This is a genomic window from Microbacterium sp. TWP3-1-2b2, from assembly GCF_049896145.1.
Taxonomy (GTDB): domain Bacteria; phylum Actinomycetota; class Actinomycetes; order Actinomycetales; family Microbacteriaceae; genus Microbacterium.
In genome coordinates, this window is sequence record NZ_JAFCTS010000001.1 from 2,314,065 (window position 1) to 2,331,281 (window position 17,217).

Below are 17,217 nucleotides of genomic sequence, written 5' to 3' on the forward strand. Positions count from 1 at the left end.
GGATCCGCCACTTTCGGCCGACTCACCTCTTCGGCAGGCTCCACCCTTTTCGGCAGGCTCCACCCTTTTCAGCCGACTCAACCGGCTCGCCCGTCAGCCGGGGACGGGTTGTCGGCGGTGGGGGCTGCGGGTGCGGTGCCACCTCTGGTGGGGGTCCCACCAGGCGGGGCCGCGGACTTCGGGGATGCCACGGTTCATGCGGATCACCCATTCGGTCAGGTGCAGGGTGCGGTGATGGAACCAGCACAACAGCACCCCGTTGTCGGTGTGGGTGGGTCCACCGTCGGCGTGCTCTTTCACGTGGTGGACTTCGCACCAGGTCGCGGGGATCGTGCACCCGGGGATCACGCACCCGCCATCCCTCGCAGTGATGGCGCGGCGCTGCAGCGCGTTGAAGATGCGGGAACTGGTGCCGATCGACACGATCCGACCCCCGTCATCGAACAGGATCCGCTGGACACCGCCGGCGCACCCGGTCTGCAACGCCGCAGCGAGCGGGACGAGATCGCCGGTGTGCCCGATCTGCGCCCACCCATGCCCCGCCGCGAGGTCAGCGGCCGTCGCGACGACCGTGAGCGTCGGCGCCGCACCGCCCAGGTGCGGGAACAGGTCTGTTCTGGCCGCGGTGTTCAGGATCGCCGCGAGCGCGTCATGCAGCCTCTGCCCGCGGGTGCGGGTATCGACGAATACCGGACCGTCCTGGGCGCCTTCATCGGTGGAGGGCTCGAACCGCACGCCGCGGGGTGAGGGCTCGGCTTTCTCGTCCGGGTCATCCGCCCCGTTGACCTTCGGGTTCAACAGACTGTCGATCAACAAGCTCAGTTGGGCGGCCACCTCGGGCAGGAGGCTCCCCCGCACCGGCGCCGCACCATCCTTCACCTTCCCGATCGAGAAGAAGCGGCCCCGCATCGCCGCCTCGTCGGCCGGCTCCGCCCCATCAGGATCCAGATACGCGACCATCACCCGGGCGAGAGTGCCCAGATCCTCCGGCAACGGGGCCGGGCGCGGAGCCCCCTCATCCACCGAGTCACCGGAGTCCATCTCTCGAGCGAAATCGGCGAGCTGACGGTCCGCCTCCACACGGTCCTCATCACTGATCCGGCGTGCGGACTGCTCGATCGGATCCGTCGCCGCCAACAACCCCGCCACACCCAGACCACCATCGACCATCACTTCACGCAACGCCTGATACCGCGCCGGCAGGAACGCACCATCGGTGATCCCGACATCCCTCCGCACCAGACGTGCCGCCCTCACCAACCGGGCCGCAGCCCTCGTGTCGGTGCCGGTCAGCATCCGCACCAGATCCGCCGGCTTCGAGCACCCGTACCGGGTCGTCATCCGCTCATCCTTGAGCCCGGCAGAGCGGTCACCGACCTGCACCGCCGCCTCGACCTGCAGACCCTCCAACCGCCGCTGAATACGACCAGACACCACCAGCAGTTCCGCCACATCCGCGTCAGACAACCCCGGAACCCGCTCCGAACCGAACACGTCGCACGCCACAGAACCGAGGGTCTCCTCCAGATCCCGAAGCCGAGCAACGATGCTGTTCATACCCCCTATTCAACAAGGGGCCACCGACATTCCGACCCCGGTTTCACCCAGGTCAGAAGACATTTCCAAAGAACATCTCACGCACCGCACGAAGCCGCAGACGCGACAGTTCTCGACATCGAATCGCGAGTTCAGCCGCCGGCCGGGCCGCCGGAAGGCTCCGGATCCTGGAACATCGACGCTGCTCCTCCTACGCTGGCCTGATGACCGACGCGCAGCCTCGCGATCCCTGGCCGATCCGCACTCCCCGCCTCGAGATCCGTCGCTGCACCCCGGAGGATCTCGACGCCGTCTGGGAGTTCCGCCGCCTCCCCGACGTCAACCGCTGGCTGGGCCTCGCGCCGGCGACCCGCGACGCGTTCCGCGAGCGCTACCTCGATCCCGATCGCCTCGCCGCGACCTTCGTCATCGAGCTGCTGCCGGATTCCGGCACCGAGCCCGTGATCATCGGAGACCTGATGCTGCGCATCGAGGACGCGTGGGCGCAGGCAGAGGTCGCGGATGACGCCAAGGGAGTTCAGGCCGAGCTCGGCTGGGCACTGGATCCCGCGTACGTCGGACGCGGATACGCCACCGAAGCCGTCAGAGCCGCGATCGACGTCTGCTTCGGCACGCTGCGCCTTCACCGCGTGCATGCCGGATGCTTCGCCGACAACGAACCGTCGTGGCGGCTGATGGAGCGGATCGGGATGCGCCGCGAGGAGTTCAGTCGCAAGACCGCCCTGCACCGCTCGGGCGAGTGGATGGACGGGATGAACTACGGACTCCTCGCGGAAGAGTGGCAGACGGGCAGGCACGCCCTGCCGATGTGAGCATCCCGCATGCATCGACCCTGCGCCCGTAGGGAAAGCGTGAGGATCATGGTCGTGGTCCCCGCACCGGAGTTGTATCGACTCTCGTGCTGGACATCATCTACCTCGCGCTGACCTTCGCGCTCTTCGCCCTCGTCGCTCTGATCGCGAAGGGGGTGGAACGACTGTGATCGTCTTCGAGATCGCTGCAGTGGCTCTTGCCGTCGCCGCGATCGTCTACCTCGTCATCGCACTCGTCGCTCCGGAGAAGTTCTGATGGATGCCACGATCTGGTTCGGCATCCTCCAGGCCGCGACGCTCATCGTCGCGCTCGTGCTCCTCTACCGCCCGCTCGGCGACGGCATCGCGCGCGTCTACACCTCGACTCGCGACCTGCGTGCCGAGCGCGGTGTCTACCGACTGATCGGCGTCGACTCCGCGTCCGAGCAGACCTGGCGCGCCTACGCGCGCAGCGTGCTCGCCTTCTCTCTTGTCGGCTTCCTCCTCGTCTACGGGCTGCAGCGCCTGCAGGCCTTCCTGCCGCAGTCGCTCGGTCTCCCCGCCGTGCCGGAGGGCCTCGCGTTCAACACCGCGGCGTCGTTCGTGGCCAACACGAACTGGCAGTCGTACTCGCCCGAGCAGACCATGGGCTACGTCGTGCAGCTCGCCGGTCTCACCGTGCAGAACTTCGTCTCGGCGGCTGTCGGCCTGACGATCGCGATCGCGCTGATCCGCGGACTCTCCCGTCGTGGCTCCGCGACGATCGGCAACTTCTGGGTCGATCTCATCCGCGGACTCGGCCGCATCCTGCTGCCCATCGCCCTGATCGGGGCCGTCGCCCTCATCGCCGGCGGCGTCGTGCAGAACTTCGCCGGCTTCACCGAGGTGCAGACGATCTCGGGCGGCACGCAGTCGATCCCCGGCGGACCGGTGGCCTCGCAGGAGGCGATCAAACTGCTCGGCACGAACGGCGGCGGCTTCTTCAACGCGAACTCCGCCCACCCGTTCGAGAACCCGACGGCGTGGACGAGTCTGCTGGAGATCATCCTCGTGCTCGCGATCCCGTTCGCACTGCCCCGCACCTTCGGTCGCATGATCGGCGACCACCGCCAGGGCTATGCGATCGCCGCCGTCATGGGCACGATCTTCCTGCTCTCGACCTTCACCCTGTCCGCCCTCGAGCTGGCAGGCCGCGGCACCGCACCCGAACTCGCCGGCGCTGCGATGGAAGGCAAGGAACAGCGTTTCGGCATCCTCGGTTCCGCGTTGTTCGGCAGCGCGACGACCCTCACCTCCACCGGCGCGGTGAACTCCATGCACGACTCGTACACGGCGCTGGGCGGCATGATGCCGATGCTCAACATGATGCTCGGCGAAGTCGCCCCAGGCGGCGTCGGCTCCGGTCTCTACGGGATGCTCGTCCTCGCGATCATCGCGGTGTTCGTCGGCGGTCTGCTCATCGGGCGCACCCCGGAGTATCTCGGCAAACGGATCGGCCCGCGGGAGATCAAGCTCGCGAGCCTCTACATCCTGATAGTTCCGGCACTCGTGCTGGGCGGAACCGCCCTGAGCTTCGCAGTCCCAGGCATCCGAGAAGACGTCGAATCGACCAGCATCCTGAACCCCGGAGTGCACGGGATGAGTGAGGTGCTCTACGCGTTCACCTCGGCGGCCAACAACAACGGCTCCGCCTTCGCCGGCCTCACCGCCGACACCCCGTGGTTCAACACCGCGCTCGGAGTCGCGATGCTGCTCGGTCGTTTCATCCCGATCGTCCTGGTGCTTGCACTTGCCGGTTCGTTCGCGGCGCAGGAGCGCATCCCCGTGACATCAGGCGCGCTCCCCACCCACCGGCCGCAGTTCGTCGGTCTCCTCGTCGCCGTGACGGTCGTCGTCACCGCACTCACGTACTTCCCGGTGCTCACTCTGGGCCCGCTCGCCGAAGGACTCGTCTGACATGACACTCATCACCTCCGTCTCCGAACAGCAGGATGCCGCGGCATCCGCACCCGCGCAGTCGTCGAAGCCCCGCTCCTTCGGATGGGCGCAGCTCACCCAGGCCCTCCCCGGCGCCGTGCGCAGACTCAATCCGGCCAGCCTCGTCCGCAACCCGGTGATGCTGCTCGTCTGGGTCGGAGCGGCATTCACGACGGTTCTCGCGATCGCCGAGCCATTCCTCGGCGGCCCCGGCGAATCCGGCGGCACCGCAGTACCCGCACTGTTCACGTGGGGCATCGCGGTGTGGCTGTGGCTGACGGTGCTCTTCGCCAACGTCGCCGAGTCGATCGCCGAAGGACGGGGAAAGGCCCAGGCCGCCAGTCTGCGCGGGACCCGCACGAGCACGATGGCGCGTCGCGTGTCCGCCTACGATCAGGCGTCGGACCCTTCGACAGGCTCAGGGATCGGGTTCGTGGAAGACGCCGCGACCGAGCAGGTGTCATCGGCCGACCTGCGACGCGGTGACATCGTGATCATCGACGCCGGCGAGCTGATCCCCGGCGACGGCGACATCGTCTCCGGAATCGCGACGGTGGACGAATCGGCGATCACCGGCGAGAGCGCCCCGGTGATCCGAGAATCGGGAGGCGACCGCAGTGCCGTCACCGGCGGTACGCGGGTACTCTCGGACCGCATCGTCGTGCGCATCACGTCGAAGCCCGGCGAGACCTTCGTCGATCGGATGATCGCGCTCGTCGAAGGCGCCAGCCGCCAGCGCACCCCGAACGAGATCGCCCTGAACATCCTGCTCGCGAGCCTGTCGATCGTGTTCCTGATCGTCGTGCTGGCGCTCAACCCGATCGCCTCCTACGCGGCTTCCCCGGTGAGCATCCCCGTGCTGATCGCCCTGCTCGTGTGCCTCATCCCGACGACGATCGGCGCACTCCTCTCCGCGATCGGCATCGCCGGGATGGACCGACTCGTGCAGCGCAACGTCCTGGCGATGTCGGGTCGCGCCGTCGAGGCCGCCGGGGACGTGACGACCCTGCTCCTCGACAAGACAGGCACCATCACGTACGGCAACCGCCGAGCACACGAGGTGGTGCGGATGCCGGAGGTCGACCCAGACGAACTGCTGCGCACCGCCGCCCTCTCATCCCTCGCTGACCCGACCTCCGAGGGCGCGTCGATCGTCGAGCTGGCCGCTGCCCGCGGCATCCGGGTCACTGAGCCTGGCGACGCAGTCATCGTGCCGTTCACCGCGCAGACCAGGATGAGCGGACTCGATCTCCCGGACGGCACGCAGATCCGCAAGGGCGCAGGATCCGCCGTGCAGGCCTGGCTCGGCGCCAAGGACGATGCCGAGCTGACCTCACGCACCGAAGCGATCGCGCAGAGCGGCGGCACTCCCCTCGTCGTCGCAGTGAAGGATGCCGCAGGCGTCGGTCGCGTGCTCGGCGTCGTGCACTTGAAGGACATCGTCAAGGACGGCCTGCGGGAGCGATTCGATGAACTGCGCAGCATGGGCATCCGCACCGTCATGATCACCGGGGACAACCCGCTCACTGCGGCCGCCATCGCGAAAGAGGCCGGCGTCGACGACTTCCTGGCCGAAGCCACGCCGGAGGACAAGCTCGAACTCATCCGCCGCGAGCAGGAGGGCGGCCGCCTGGTCGCAATGACCGGCGATGGCACGAACGATGCCCCTGCCCTTGCGCAGGCCGATGTCGGCGTGGCGATGAACACCGGCACCTCGGCCGCGAAGGAGGCCGGCAACATGGTCGACCTCGACTCCGACCCGACCAAGCTCATCGACGTCGTGCGCATCGGCAAGCAGCTGCTCATCACCCGCGGGGCGCTCACGACGTTCTCGCTGGCGAACGACATCGCGAAGTACTTCGCGATCATCCCCGCCATGTTCATGGGCGTGTTCCCCGGACTCGCGGCGTTGAACATCATGCAGCTGCACTCCCCGGCATCCGCCGTGACGAGCGCGATCATCTTCAACGCAGTCGTCATCGTCTTCCTCATCCCACTCGCGCTGCGCGGCGTGAAGTACCGCCCGGCGAGCGCCTCGCAGATCCTGCAGCGCAACCTGCTCGTCTACGGCCTCGGCGGCGTCATCGCGCCGTTCATCGGCATCAAGCTCATCGACCTCGTCGTCAGCCTCATCCCCGGTTTCTGACCGGCACCCGATAGGAATCCACAGACATGTCCTCCACACGCACCGCAGTCCGCACCACCGGCGTCGCCGTCCGCGCGATGCTCGTGCTCACGCTGATCCTCGGCGTCGGCTACACCCTCCTCGTCACCGGCATCGGCCAGCTGGTCCTGCCGTGGCAGGCGAACGGATCGCCCGTCGGCGATGGGAAGGGAAGCGCCCTGATCGGCCAGTCCTTCACCGACGCAGACGGCGAGGCTCTGCCGGAGTACTTCCAGTCGCGCCCTTCGGCGGCAGGCGACGGATACGACGGCACCCGTTCCGGCGGAAGCAACCTGGGTCCGGAGAACCCCGAGCTGATCAGGGCGATCGACGAAAGAAAGTCGCAGATCGCCGAGCGGGAGGACGTCTCGCTCTCGGAGGTCCCGCCCGACGCTGTCACGGCATCCGCTTCCGGTCTCGACCCGCACATCAGCATCGCGTACGCCCTACTCCAGGTACCGCGGGTCGCCGACGCGCGCGGACTGTCGGAGGCGGAGGTCCGCAGCGCCCTGGAGTCTAGGATTCAAGGGCGGAACCTGGGCTTCCTCGGCGAGGAGCGCGTCAACGTCGTGGAGCTCAACCTCGCACTCGATGACCGGGAGGGCTGATGCACGCTGAGCGGATGCCGCGGCGCGGTCGGCTACGCGTACTCCTCGGCGCCGCCCCCGGCGTCGGCAAGACCTTCGAGATGCTCGCCGAGGGCCGTCGACTTCAGGATGAGGGTCGCGACGTCGTCATCGCGATCGTCGAGACCCACGAACGAGCGGCCACCCTGGCCCAGACGGTGGGACTGCCCGAGGTGCCACGGCGCGTCGACCGGCACCGGGGAGTCGCGCTCACCGAGCTCGACCTCGAAGCCGTCCTGGTGCGCGCACCGGAGATCGCTCTCGTCGACGAACTCGCGCACACCAACATCCCCGGCTCAGAGCATCACAAGCGCTGGGAGGACGTCCAGGTCCTCCTCGACGCCGGCATCGATGTCATCACCACCGTGAACGTGCAGCACGTCGAATCGCTCAACGCCGTCGTCGAGAAGATCACCGGCGTCGCCCAGCAGGAGACCATTCCGGATGCCGTGGTGCGTGCGGCGGACGAGATCGAGGTCATCGACCTCGCCCCTCAGTCGTTGCGCGACCGTCTGGCCGCGGGACTCGTGTATCCCGCCGAGCGCGTCGACGCCGCCCTGTCGAACTACTTCCGGCTCGGCAATCTCACGGCACTCCGGGAACTCGCACTGCTCTGGCTCGCCGACGAGGTCGACAGCGCCCTGCGCAGCTATCGGGCGGAGCAGGGCATCGAGGGGGCCTGGCAGGCCAGGGAGCGCGTCGTCGTCGCCCTCACCGGCGGGGCGGAGGGCGAGACGCTGCTGCGACGCGGTGCACGGATCGCGGCACGCTCGGCGGGAGGCGAACTGCTCGGAGTGCACGTCTCAACGCAGGACGGCCTGCGGACAGAGGCCCCTGGTGCACTGACCGCTCAGCGCGCTCTGGTGGAGTCGCTCGGCGGCAGCTACCACCAGGTCATCGGTGATGACGTGCCCGAGACCCTGGTCGAGTTCGCGCAATCCGTCGACGCCACGCAGCTCGTGATCGGCGTGAGCCGCCGAGGGCGTCTGGCCGCGATGCTCACCGGGCCTGGAATCGGCGCCGAGGTCATCAGGCGCTCAGGCGACATCGATGTGCACATCGTCACACACGCCCATGCCGGCGGTCGCGCCGCTCTGCCGCGGATGACCGGTGGAGCGCTCGGATGGCGTCGTCAGGTGCTCGGCTTCGTCGTGGCACTCGTCGGCGGTCCGCTGCTGTCGTGGCTGCTGTTCACGCTGCGCAGCCCCGAGTCGATCACCTCGGAGGTCCTGTCGTATCAGCTGCTCGTGGTCGTGGTCGCGCTCATCGGCGGGCTGCGCCCCGCGCTCTTCGCCGCTGTACTCTCCGGAGTCACGCTGGACTTCCTCTTCGTCGCGCCGCTGTACACCGTGACCGTCGCGCATCCGCTCCACGCGATCGCCCTCGCGCTCTACGTCATCATCGCGATCCTGGTCAGCCTGATCGTCGACCAGGCCGCTCGCCGCGCACGCTCCGCTCAACGCGCGACTGCCGAGGCCGAACTGCTCGCGTCCATCGCCGGCAACGTGCTGCGCGGTGACAGCGCTGCACTCGCCCTCGTCACGCGCACCAGAGAGGCCTTCGCCCTGAGCGGCGTGCGCCTGGTCGCCCCTGACGGCGAGATCATCGCGAGAGACGGCGAACCGCTGCGCGACGGCCGCGCGACCACGATCCCTGTCGGCCGCGGGGCGGACGGCGAGCCCAGAGCCTTCCTCGAGCTGCACGGTGGTCCCCTCGACACCCCGTCGCGCAGACTGCTGGATGTGATCGTCGCGCAGCTGTCGGCTGCGATCGAGCACACCGATCTCAGCGCGACGGCTCGAGAGGCCGAGGCACTCGCCGAGACGGATCAGGTCCGCAGCGCCCTGCTGTCCGCCCTCAGTCACGATCTCCGCCGCCCGCTGGCCGCCGCCGTAGCCGCGATCGGCGGACTCCGAGGAACCCATCGCCTCTCGGCATCCGATCGCGATGAGCTGCTCGCCACAGCAGACGAGAGCCTGGCTGCTCTGTCGACGCTCGTCACCGATCTTCTGGACGTGAGCAGGGTCGAAGCCGGTGTGCTGGCCGTGTCCTCGACGCGGGTGGACGCGTCCGCCGGCATCCTGGCCGCCCTCGACGAACTCTCGCTCGGTCCCTCTGCCGTCGAGCTCGCACTCGACCCTGCACTGCCCCCGCTGCAGGCCGATCCGGTGCTGCTGCAACGCGTGCTCGTCAACCTGCTGACCAACGCGTTCCGGCATTCGCCGGCGGACCAGCGCGTGATCGTGTCGACGAGTCGACTGGGAGACCGGGCCGAGGTGCGCATCGTCGACCGGGGAGCCGGACTTCCTCCCGAACGACAGAGCAGCATCTTCCAGCCCTTCCAGCGGTACGGGGACACTGACAACACCACCGGCCTTGGGCTCGGCCTCGCCCTCTCGAAGGGGTTCACGGAAGGGATGGGCGGTAGCCTGACACCGGAGGACACCCCCGGTGGCGGCCTCACCATGGTCATCTCCCTGCCCCTGGCTGCGGGATCGTCAGATATCGAGGAGGCGGAGTGAAGCTCCTCATCGCCGACGACGACCCGCAGATGGTACGAGCCCTGCGCATCACCCTCGCCGCGCACGGTTACGAGGTCGTGGCCGCAGCGGACGGCGCCGCAGCGATCGCCGCAGCCGCGCAGACGCATCCGGACATCATCCTGCTCGACCTCGGGATGCCGCGACTCGACGGTATCGAGGTGATCCACGCCCTCCGCGGCTGGACGAGCGCACCCATCATCGTCGTTTCCGGCCGCACCGGCTCCGCGGACAAGGTCGAGGCGCTCGACGCCGGCGCCGATGATTTCGTCACGAAGCCGTTCCAGGTCGACGAGCTGCTCGCTCGGCTGCGCGCCCTGTCCCGCCGCGCGACACCGACGACGGGGGAGTCGACCGTGCGCTTCGGCGACGTCGTGATCGATCTGGCAGCGAAGGCGGTGACCCGCTCAGGTAGTCGGGTGCACCTGACGCCGACCGAGTGGCGAATGCTCGAGCACCTCGCGCGCAATCCCGGCGCCCTCGTCACCCGCCAGGATCTGCTGAAGGGGATCTGGGGCAGCGAACAGGTCTCGGACTCGGGCTACCTGCGCCTGTACATGTCGCAGCTGCGCAAGAAGCTCGAGGCATCCCCTGCAGCCCCGGAGCACCTGTTGACCGAATCAGGGATGGGCTACCGGCTGGTGCTCTGACTCAGGTGTCGCGTGAGCGCCAGAGCAGCCAGACGAAGTACGGAGCACCCAGCAGAGCGACGACGAGCCCCGCGGGCAGCTGCTCGGGGGCGATGATGGTGCGACCGATCGTGTCAGCCATCCCCACCAGCAGCGCCCCCAGCAGCACCGCGACCGGGATCACACGGCTGTGTCGAGCCCCGACCAGCGCGCGCGCCGCGTGCGGGGCGACGAGTCCGACGAAGCCGATCACTCCGACCGCCGTCACACTGAGCGCCGCGAGCACCGCCGCGGCGACGAGCATGATCATGCGGGTACGCTCCACGCCGATGCCGATGAGTCGAGGGGTGTCCTCGTCCAGGGCGAGCACGTCGGCCTCGCGGCGCACGGCGAACGCCAGTGGCAGCGCGATGACCAGCACGATGGCGACCGGGATGACCTGTTCCCAGATGCGCCCATATGTCGTGCCGGAGAGCCAGGTGTAGATCTTCGGGGTGTCCCATGGGTTGGCGCGCAGCAGCAGGAACGTTGTCAGCGCCGAGGCTCCGTACGAGATTCCGATGCCGATGAGGATGAAGCGGTCGGCGTTCAGGCCGCCGCGCCAGGCGAGCAGGTACACGAGTGCGAACGCGAGCAGCGCTCCGACGACCGCCGCCGCGATCATTCCTGCGGTGGAGGCGACCGCGCTGGTCACGACGATCACGGCACCGAGGCCGGCACCGCCGGTCACTCCGAGGATGCCTGGATCGGCGAGCGGATTGCGGCTGACTGCCTGGATCAGTGTTCCGGCGAGCGCGAGCGCTGCGCCTGCGCACAGGGCAGCGGCGACTCGCGGGGCACGCTCGGAGAGGGCGAAGGCGATCTGCGGCGGAGCCTGACCCTGCAGCCACAGCATCACGTCCCCGGTCAGCAGCGCGGTGTGCCCGAGCAGCAGCCCGACCAGGCTGACGGCGAGTACGCCCGATCCCACGATCACGATCACGACCCGGAATCGAGCAGCACTGCGCACGCCGAAGCGCACCTTCGGCGGCTCGCGTGTGGGGCCGGCGTCGCGGAGGCGACGCGCCATCAGCACGAGGACGAGCGCGCCCAGCAGCGTGGTGGCGACACCAGTCGGGATGCTGATCGCCTGCTCCGCCCCGAGGATCGCGCGCAGGACGGCATCCGAGACGATGACGACGAGAGCGCCGAGAAGACCGGATGCCGGCAGGAGGAAGACGTGTCGGCTGAGGCCGGGAACGACGCGGGTGAGCAATCGGGCGAGCGCGGGGGCGCACAGCCCGACGAAGCCGAGTGGTCCGGCGAGCGTCACGGAGACGGCGGTCAGCGCGACGGCGAAGAGGATGCCGATGGCCCGTGTCGAGCGGATCGGGATGCCGAGGGACGAGGCGGTGTCATCGCCGAGTGCGAGCACGTCGAATCGCCTGGCGAGCAGCAGCGATGCCGCCAGGACGAGCACGACGACCGGGGCCGCCTGCAGGAAGGCGTTCAGATTCAGCTGCGTCAGCGACCCGTTGCCCCACGCCAGCAGTCCCTTGGTCTCTTCTGAGAAGAGGATGAGCAGCGTGGACGACCCCGCCTGGAAGGCCATCGCCAGCGCCGAACCCGCGAGCACGAGCCGTGTGGTCGACGACGCCGCGCCGCCGGCGAGGCCCAGAACGATCACGGCACCGACCAGACCGCCGATGAAGGCCACCGTCCCCGACGCCCAGATCGGCAACGCGATGCCGAACGCGGCGATCACGGTGACGGCCAGATAAGAGCCGGCGGTCACGCCGAGCGTATCCGGCGAGGCGAGCGCGTTGCGTGACAGCGACTGCAGCAGTGTGCCGGCGACGCCGAGAGCGATGCCTACCGTGACGCCGGCGGCGAGGCGAGGAATCCTCGACCCCCACATCACCGTCTCGTCGGCGAAGATCGCGCCGCTGGTGCCCTGCGTGAGGTGCCACAGCGACGCGAGCACGAGCAGCACTGCGAGGGCGACGAGTGCCCCCACTGCGCCGAGGCGCGCGGCACGCGAAACGGAAGCGGCCGACGCCTCCGTCGGAGTGCCGCGCGTCTCGGTGAGCGTCACTGGTTCAGTGCCGCGACGTACGCATCGATGATCTGCTGCGCCGAGCGCGGACCGCCGAACGTCCAGATGCCCGCCGGGAAGCTGTAGATCCGCTCTTCCGCGACGGCAGGGACGGTCTTCCAGATGCTGTTGCCGTCTAGCGCCGCGAGGAACTCGTCAGAGTCGTCGCCCACGGTGCCGGTGTGCAGCAGAGTCGCGTCTCCTACAGCCAGCATGCCCTCGATGTCGGTCTGCCCGAGGCCGTACGCCGCGTCGACCTCACCCGTCCATGCGTTCGTGAGACCGAGCTCCTCGCCCAGCTCGCCGATCAGCGACCCCTGCCCGAATGGACGCAGCGCCACGTTGCCGCCGTCGATCCAGCCGTCGAAGAACACGAAGTCGGTGGTGGGAAGGTCGGCGTCCGCCAGCGTGCCCTTGGCGTCCGCGAGGTGGGCGTCGAACTCGGCCGTGACGAGGTCGGCGCGCTCCTCACGACCGGTGGCCTCCGCGATCAGGTCGAAGGTGGCGAGCATCTTCGCGATCGGATCTGCGGCGTCAGCGCCGATGGTGGCGATCACAGGCACGTCGTAGGCCTCGAGTTGGGAGATGATCTCGTCATCAGGGCCCGTTGCCTCGACGATCACCAGGTCGGGGTTCGTGGCGAACAGCGCGTCCAGGTTCGGCTCTTGCCTCGTGCCGACATCGACCACGCCTTCCGGCAGTGCCTCTGCAGTGTCCCAGGTCGTGTAGCCCTCGACATCGGCCACGGCGACGGGTGTGACGCACAGCGTCAGGGTGTCCTCGATCTGCTGCCACTCGAGCACGGCGACGCGTTCGGCCGGCTTGTCGAGCTCCACGGTGCGGCCGAAGTCGTCGGTGAGCGTGACGGGATCGGTGGAGGTGGCGGTCTCATCCGCGGCGCAATCCTCGCTCGCGACGGATTCGGGGGCTGCGCTGTCCTGCGGGGCGACTTCAGTGGTGCCGCACCCCGCGAGAACCAGGGCCAGGATGCCGGCGGTCGCGAGCGCGCTGATCGGGGTCTTCTTCATGCTTCCTCTGTTCACTCGTCCTGCGTTCAGGACATCGATGCGCCGACGAGTCGCCGCTGTTGGTGCCGTCCGCGCGGGAGCACGCGGACATGGCCTGTCTCATCGTCGACGACGGTGTCGATGTGCAGCCCGTAGACCCCGGAGAGGTTCTCCGAGGTGAGTACGTCGGCGGGGAGGCCGCTGGCGCGGACACGACCCTGGTGCAGCAGGATCACCTCGTCGGCGACGGATGCGGCATGGCCGAGGTCATGGAGGACGACCCCGAGGGCAGTGCCCCGATCGGCGAGATCGCGGACCAGATCGAGGGTCTCGATCTGGTATCGCAGGTCGAGGTGATTGGTCGGCTCATCCAGGAGCAGGATGCCGGTGTCCTGAGCGAGACACGTCGCCAGCCACACGCGCTGCAGTTCCCCACCGGAGAGCTCATCCACGGCGCGGTGGGACATCTCCCCAAGGCCCGTGAGCGCCAGTGCGCCGTCGATGGCCGCACGATCGGCATCACTCACACCGGAGAACCGCCCACGGTGCGGATGCCGACCGAAAGCGACGACGTCTCGGATCTCGAGACCGGACGGATGCGGCCGCGACTGCGAGAGCATCGCGACCGTGCGAGCGAACTCGCGTGCGGAGAGTGCTCGGAGCTCAGTGGCGCCGACGTGGACGGTTCCGGAATCGACCGGATGAAGCCGAGCGAGTGAGCGCAGCACGGTCGACTTACCGCTGCCGTTCGGACCGATCAGGGCAGTGACCGCACCGGGACGAAGCTGAAGGGAGACATCGTGCACGACACGATCCCTGCGGTAGCCGAGGGCGAGGTTGTCGCCGCGGAGTACGCCTTCGGACGCGATGTGGTGGTCGGAGCTCACGTTAGGAGAGCCTAACCTATATCTCCGATCTTCGTGATCTGTTACGCCGTTCAGCGCCTCGCTATCACCAGCGCCGCTTCCGTTCGTGTCGCGACCCCGAGCTTGCGCAGGATCGCCGAGACATGCACGCTCGCCGTCTTCGCACTGATGAAGAGCCGCTCACCGATCTGCTTGTTGCTGAGCCCCTCCGCCACGAGTTCCAGCACCTGACGCTCTCGAGTGGTGAGCTCGAGGTCGTCGCCCGTCTGCCCGTCTGCACTGATGCCGCTCGCCCGACCGAACTCGGCGATGCTCGTCTGAAGCCGAGCGTGTCCGATCGTCGCAGCCACTTTCGCGGCCTCCGCCAGCACGGCGTGAGCTTCTCCCCGCTCGCCGGACGCGACGAGCATCCGCGCCAGTTCCAGACGGGTGACGCCGCGCATGATCGCGGGGACGTCATGCTTCTCGGAGGCGTCGACCGCCGCGCGCAGCGCCTCACGCGAGGGGGTGAGCATCGCGTCGAGCATCGTCGCCCAATCGTCGGCGCGCGCTTCGTCCGGCAGTTCGGCCCACAGTCGGCGGATCGCAGCCACGGCCGCATCGGTGCTCTGACCGGCGGCGCGCACCTCGGCGACGAGCCAGCCCGACTCGAGCAGCAGCCGATACGCGTGCAGCAGCACGAAACCCTGGTCTTCGGTCATGGCCACGACGGCGCCCAGAGCATCAGACCATTGCCCGCGAGCGACAGCGAGTGCCACCTCGTTCTCGATGATCCGGTACCACGCCTGCCGCTCGAGTTCGCCGGTGCGGTGCAGCGAGGGCATCCACTCCTCGCGCAGGCGCTCGGCCTCGTCGACCTCGCCCTGCCACGCGAGGACGCGGATCCGGGTGAGCACGACGTACTGATCGTTGAGCACCTGAGGCTTACCGATCGGCACCACGGACAATCGCGCCTTCGCACCTTCGAGGTCGCCGAGTGTGAGCAGCGGGTCGACCATGTTCTGCACCATGAGGGTGCCCGATGCACGTTCGACGCCCAGCTCTCTCGCCTTCGCCACCCCGGCCTCAGCCACCTCGAATGCCTCATGGTGACGCCCGAGCAGCGCGAGGATGTCCGAGTAGTTGACCTGATAGCGCAGTTCGGCGCCGCCGTTGCTCAGTGCCGCGAACCGCTCTGCCTCGCGATAGTCCGCGAAGGCCTGGTCGAGCCGGCCCAGGTACGCCCAGCACGTACCGCGGAGATTGTGCGCCACGGAGATCTCATACGGATCATCGGCCTGCTGCGCGATCTCAAGCGCCCGCGTCGCTGTGATGATCGCCTCGCGCGGCATCGACGCGAGCATGTGCTTGCCGGCGATCTGGTTGAGAAGAGTCGCATGCAGACGGTCGTCGTCGACCGCCGCGTCGACGATCTCCAGGGCCTGCACGTAGAGCTCTTTCGAGCCCGGCAGTCCGAGATTGCTGCGGTACTGCGCCTTGTCGCGCAGCAGCCGTGCGTGCTCGGCCGGGTCGACGTCGGCCCCTGCGTCCACGAGGTCGAGTGCACGCTCGGCCACGGACAGCGCACGCTCCGCCTCACCCGCGTTGCGCAGGATCGAGCCGATCTGCCGCATCAGGTGCACGTGCGCCGAGCCGACGACCGTCTCCGCATCCGGCACCTGTTCCCACAGCTCAAGGGCGAGTTCTCCGAAGCGGGCTGCGCTCGCGAAGGCGAACCGGGACTTGGCCTCCTGCATCGCGGCGATCGAGGCGGTCAGTGCGCGATCCGGTACCTGGGCGAGTCTCCAATGGTGCGCGAGCGAGGACCGATCGCAGCGATCGAGAAGCGCCGCACGTGCTTCGAGCACCTCGGCGTATGCGCGATGAAGTCGTGCGCGCTCCCCTGGCAGCAGATCGTCATGCACCGCCTCGCGCAGCAGAGCGTGCCGGAAGGCGTACTGATCGTCATCGACCGAGAGCATGCCGCCCTGCACCGCCGCTCGGATGGCGTCGTCGAAGCGGTCGTCGGGGAGCCGAGCGAGTTCGGCGAGCAGTGTGTGCGACAGCATCCCCTCGGCACCTGACGCGACGCGGACGACGTGCCGCGCATCGTCGTCGAGCTGATCGAACCGCACGAGCAGCATGTCGCGCAGCGAGTCGGGAAGCGGCCCGGCCGCGCAGCATGCGACCTCTTCGATGAAGAACGGCACGCCCTCGACCCGTTCCATCAGTCGCTCCAGAGCGGACTCGGTGAGCGCGTCGCCGGCGATCTGTCGGACCAGTTGCCGCGTGGCGTTCGCATCCAGGCGATGCAGGGGGAGTCGCTCGATGAGGCGCGCGCGCGACGTCTCGGCGATGAATCGGCTCACGGCGTCGCCGCGCCGCACGTCATCGCTGCGGCAGGTGATGACCACGAGCACGCGACCGGACTGCAGGGTGCGCAGCAGGAACGAGAGCATGCCCAAGGTGGAGTCGTCGGTCCAGTGCACGTCTTCGATCACGATGACCTGCGGCGCACGCTCTGCAGCTGCCTCGATCAAGGTGATGACCGCGCCGCGCAGCGCGTCGGGGCTCGTGAGCTCTCGCTGCGGCGCGCCGTCGCCGAGTTCGGGGACGAGCATGCGCAGCGCCTCCGCACCGACGCCGACCGCGGCCCGCGCTTCGGCCACGCCTGTCCGTCCGACGATCGAGCGAAGGATGCTGATGAGCGGGCCGTATGCGGAGCGAGCGGTTCCGAGGTCGAGGCAGCGGCCGACGTGGACGTCGGCACTGGCCGCCACATCGCCCAAGAACTCCCGCAGCAGACGCGTCTTGCCGATGCCGGCCTCACCCTCGATGAGTACCGCAGAAGGTTCGCCGCCTGATGCCCGCTCGAAGGCTCGCCGCAACTCGTCGAGGTCGGCGTCGCGACCCACCATCGCCGTGCTGTCCGTGGGAACCGTCACCACATCATGGTGCCACGCGCGACGGACATCAGGGGCGGCGATCGCGGTCGCACGCGCGCTCA

At 68.5% G+C, this 17,217-nt stretch carries 12 protein-coding genes; 7 read left to right on the top strand and 5 right to left on the bottom strand.

The features are described 5' to 3' along the window. Positions 1 to 93 precede the first annotated feature (93 nt). Positions 94 to 1,557: a DUF222 domain-containing protein gene (locus tag ACP7AR_RS11380; protein ID WP_426185769.1), complete on the bottom strand. Its 1,464-nt coding sequence runs from the start codon at positions 1,555 to 1,557 to the stop codon at positions 94 to 96. A 203-nt stretch (positions 1,558 to 1,760) separates the two neighbouring features. Here ACP7AR_RS11380 and ACP7AR_RS11385 point away from each other — a divergent pair, with 203 nt between their 5' ends. The 7 genes from ACP7AR_RS11385 to ACP7AR_RS11415 all read left to right on the top strand — a co-directional run bounded on the left by ACP7AR_RS11385 (position 1,761) and on the right by ACP7AR_RS11415 (position 10,305). Next, positions 1,761 to 2,369 (top strand): GNAT family N-acetyltransferase, encoded by a 609-nt coding sequence (locus ACP7AR_RS11385; protein ID WP_426185771.1) that lies wholly within the window; start codon positions 1,761 to 1,763, stop codon positions 2,367 to 2,369. Positions 2,370 to 2,535: 166 nt separating this feature from the next. Further along, on the top strand, positions 2,536 to 2,625 hold the full coding sequence (locus ACP7AR_RS11390) for a potassium-transporting ATPase subunit F (RefSeq protein WP_426185773.1): 90 nt from the start codon (positions 2,536 to 2,538) through the stop codon (positions 2,623 to 2,625). Further along, positions 2,625 to 4,304, top strand: a complete 1,680-nt coding sequence (gene kdpA, locus ACP7AR_RS11395; RefSeq protein ID WP_426185775.1) for a potassium-transporting ATPase subunit KdpA — start codon at positions 2,625 to 2,627, stop codon at positions 4,302 to 4,304. Before ACP7AR_RS11390 ends, kdpA begins: the two co-directional genes overlap by 1 nt. A gap of 1 nt (position 4,305) precedes the next feature. Then, positions 4,306 to 6,471 (top strand): potassium-transporting ATPase subunit KdpB, encoded by a 2,166-nt coding sequence (kdpB, locus tag ACP7AR_RS11400; RefSeq protein WP_426185777.1) that lies wholly within the window; start codon positions 4,306 to 4,308, stop codon positions 6,469 to 6,471. Positions 6,472 to 6,497: 26 nt separating this feature from the next. After that, positions 6,498 to 7,097 carry a potassium-transporting ATPase subunit KdpC gene (kdpC, locus tag ACP7AR_RS11405; RefSeq protein ID WP_426185779.1) on the top strand — a complete coding sequence of 200 codons (600 nt, stop codon included), beginning with the start codon at positions 6,498 to 6,500 and terminating at the stop codon, positions 7,095 to 7,097. Between the two features lie 14 nt (positions 7,098 to 7,111). After that, complete coding sequence (locus tag ACP7AR_RS11410) at positions 7,112 to 9,637, top strand: ATP-binding protein (protein ID WP_426185781.1); 2,526 nt, start codon at positions 7,112 to 7,114, stop codon at positions 9,635 to 9,637. Continuing rightward, positions 9,634 to 10,305, top strand: coding sequence for a response regulator (locus ACP7AR_RS11415; RefSeq protein ID WP_426185783.1), 672 nt, complete (start codon positions 9,634 to 9,636; stop codon positions 10,303 to 10,305). Before ACP7AR_RS11410 ends, ACP7AR_RS11415 begins: the two co-directional genes overlap by 4 nt. Before the next feature lies 1 nt (position 10,306). On the opposite strand, the gene ACP7AR_RS11420 is transcribed toward ACP7AR_RS11415, so the two are convergent. The 4 genes from ACP7AR_RS11420 to ACP7AR_RS11435 are packed head-to-tail and all read right to left on the bottom strand — an operon-like array spanning position 10,307 to position 17,155. Continuing rightward, entirely contained in the window at positions 10,307 to 12,358 is a 2,052-nt protein-coding gene (locus ACP7AR_RS11420; RefSeq protein WP_426185785.1) for an iron ABC transporter permease, read from the bottom strand. Further along, the gene (locus tag ACP7AR_RS11425; RefSeq protein ID WP_426185787.1) at positions 12,355 to 13,386 is read right to left on the bottom strand and encodes an ABC transporter substrate-binding protein; all 1,032 of its coding nucleotides are present in this window, start codon (positions 13,384 to 13,386) and stop codon (positions 12,355 to 12,357) included. Before ACP7AR_RS11425 ends, ACP7AR_RS11420 begins: the two co-directional genes overlap by 4 nt. Before the next feature lie 26 nt (positions 13,387 to 13,412). Beyond that, positions 13,413 to 14,252: an ABC transporter ATP-binding protein gene (locus ACP7AR_RS11430; RefSeq protein ID WP_426185789.1), complete on the bottom strand. Its 840-nt coding sequence runs from the start codon at positions 14,250 to 14,252 to the stop codon at positions 13,413 to 13,415. A gap of 50 nt (positions 14,253 to 14,302) precedes the next feature. Continuing rightward, a complete protein-coding gene (locus ACP7AR_RS11435; protein WP_426185791.1) occupies positions 14,303 to 17,155 on the bottom strand; it encodes an ATP-binding protein in 2,853 nt (950 codons plus the stop codon). Positions 17,156 to 17,217 lie beyond the last annotated feature (62 nt).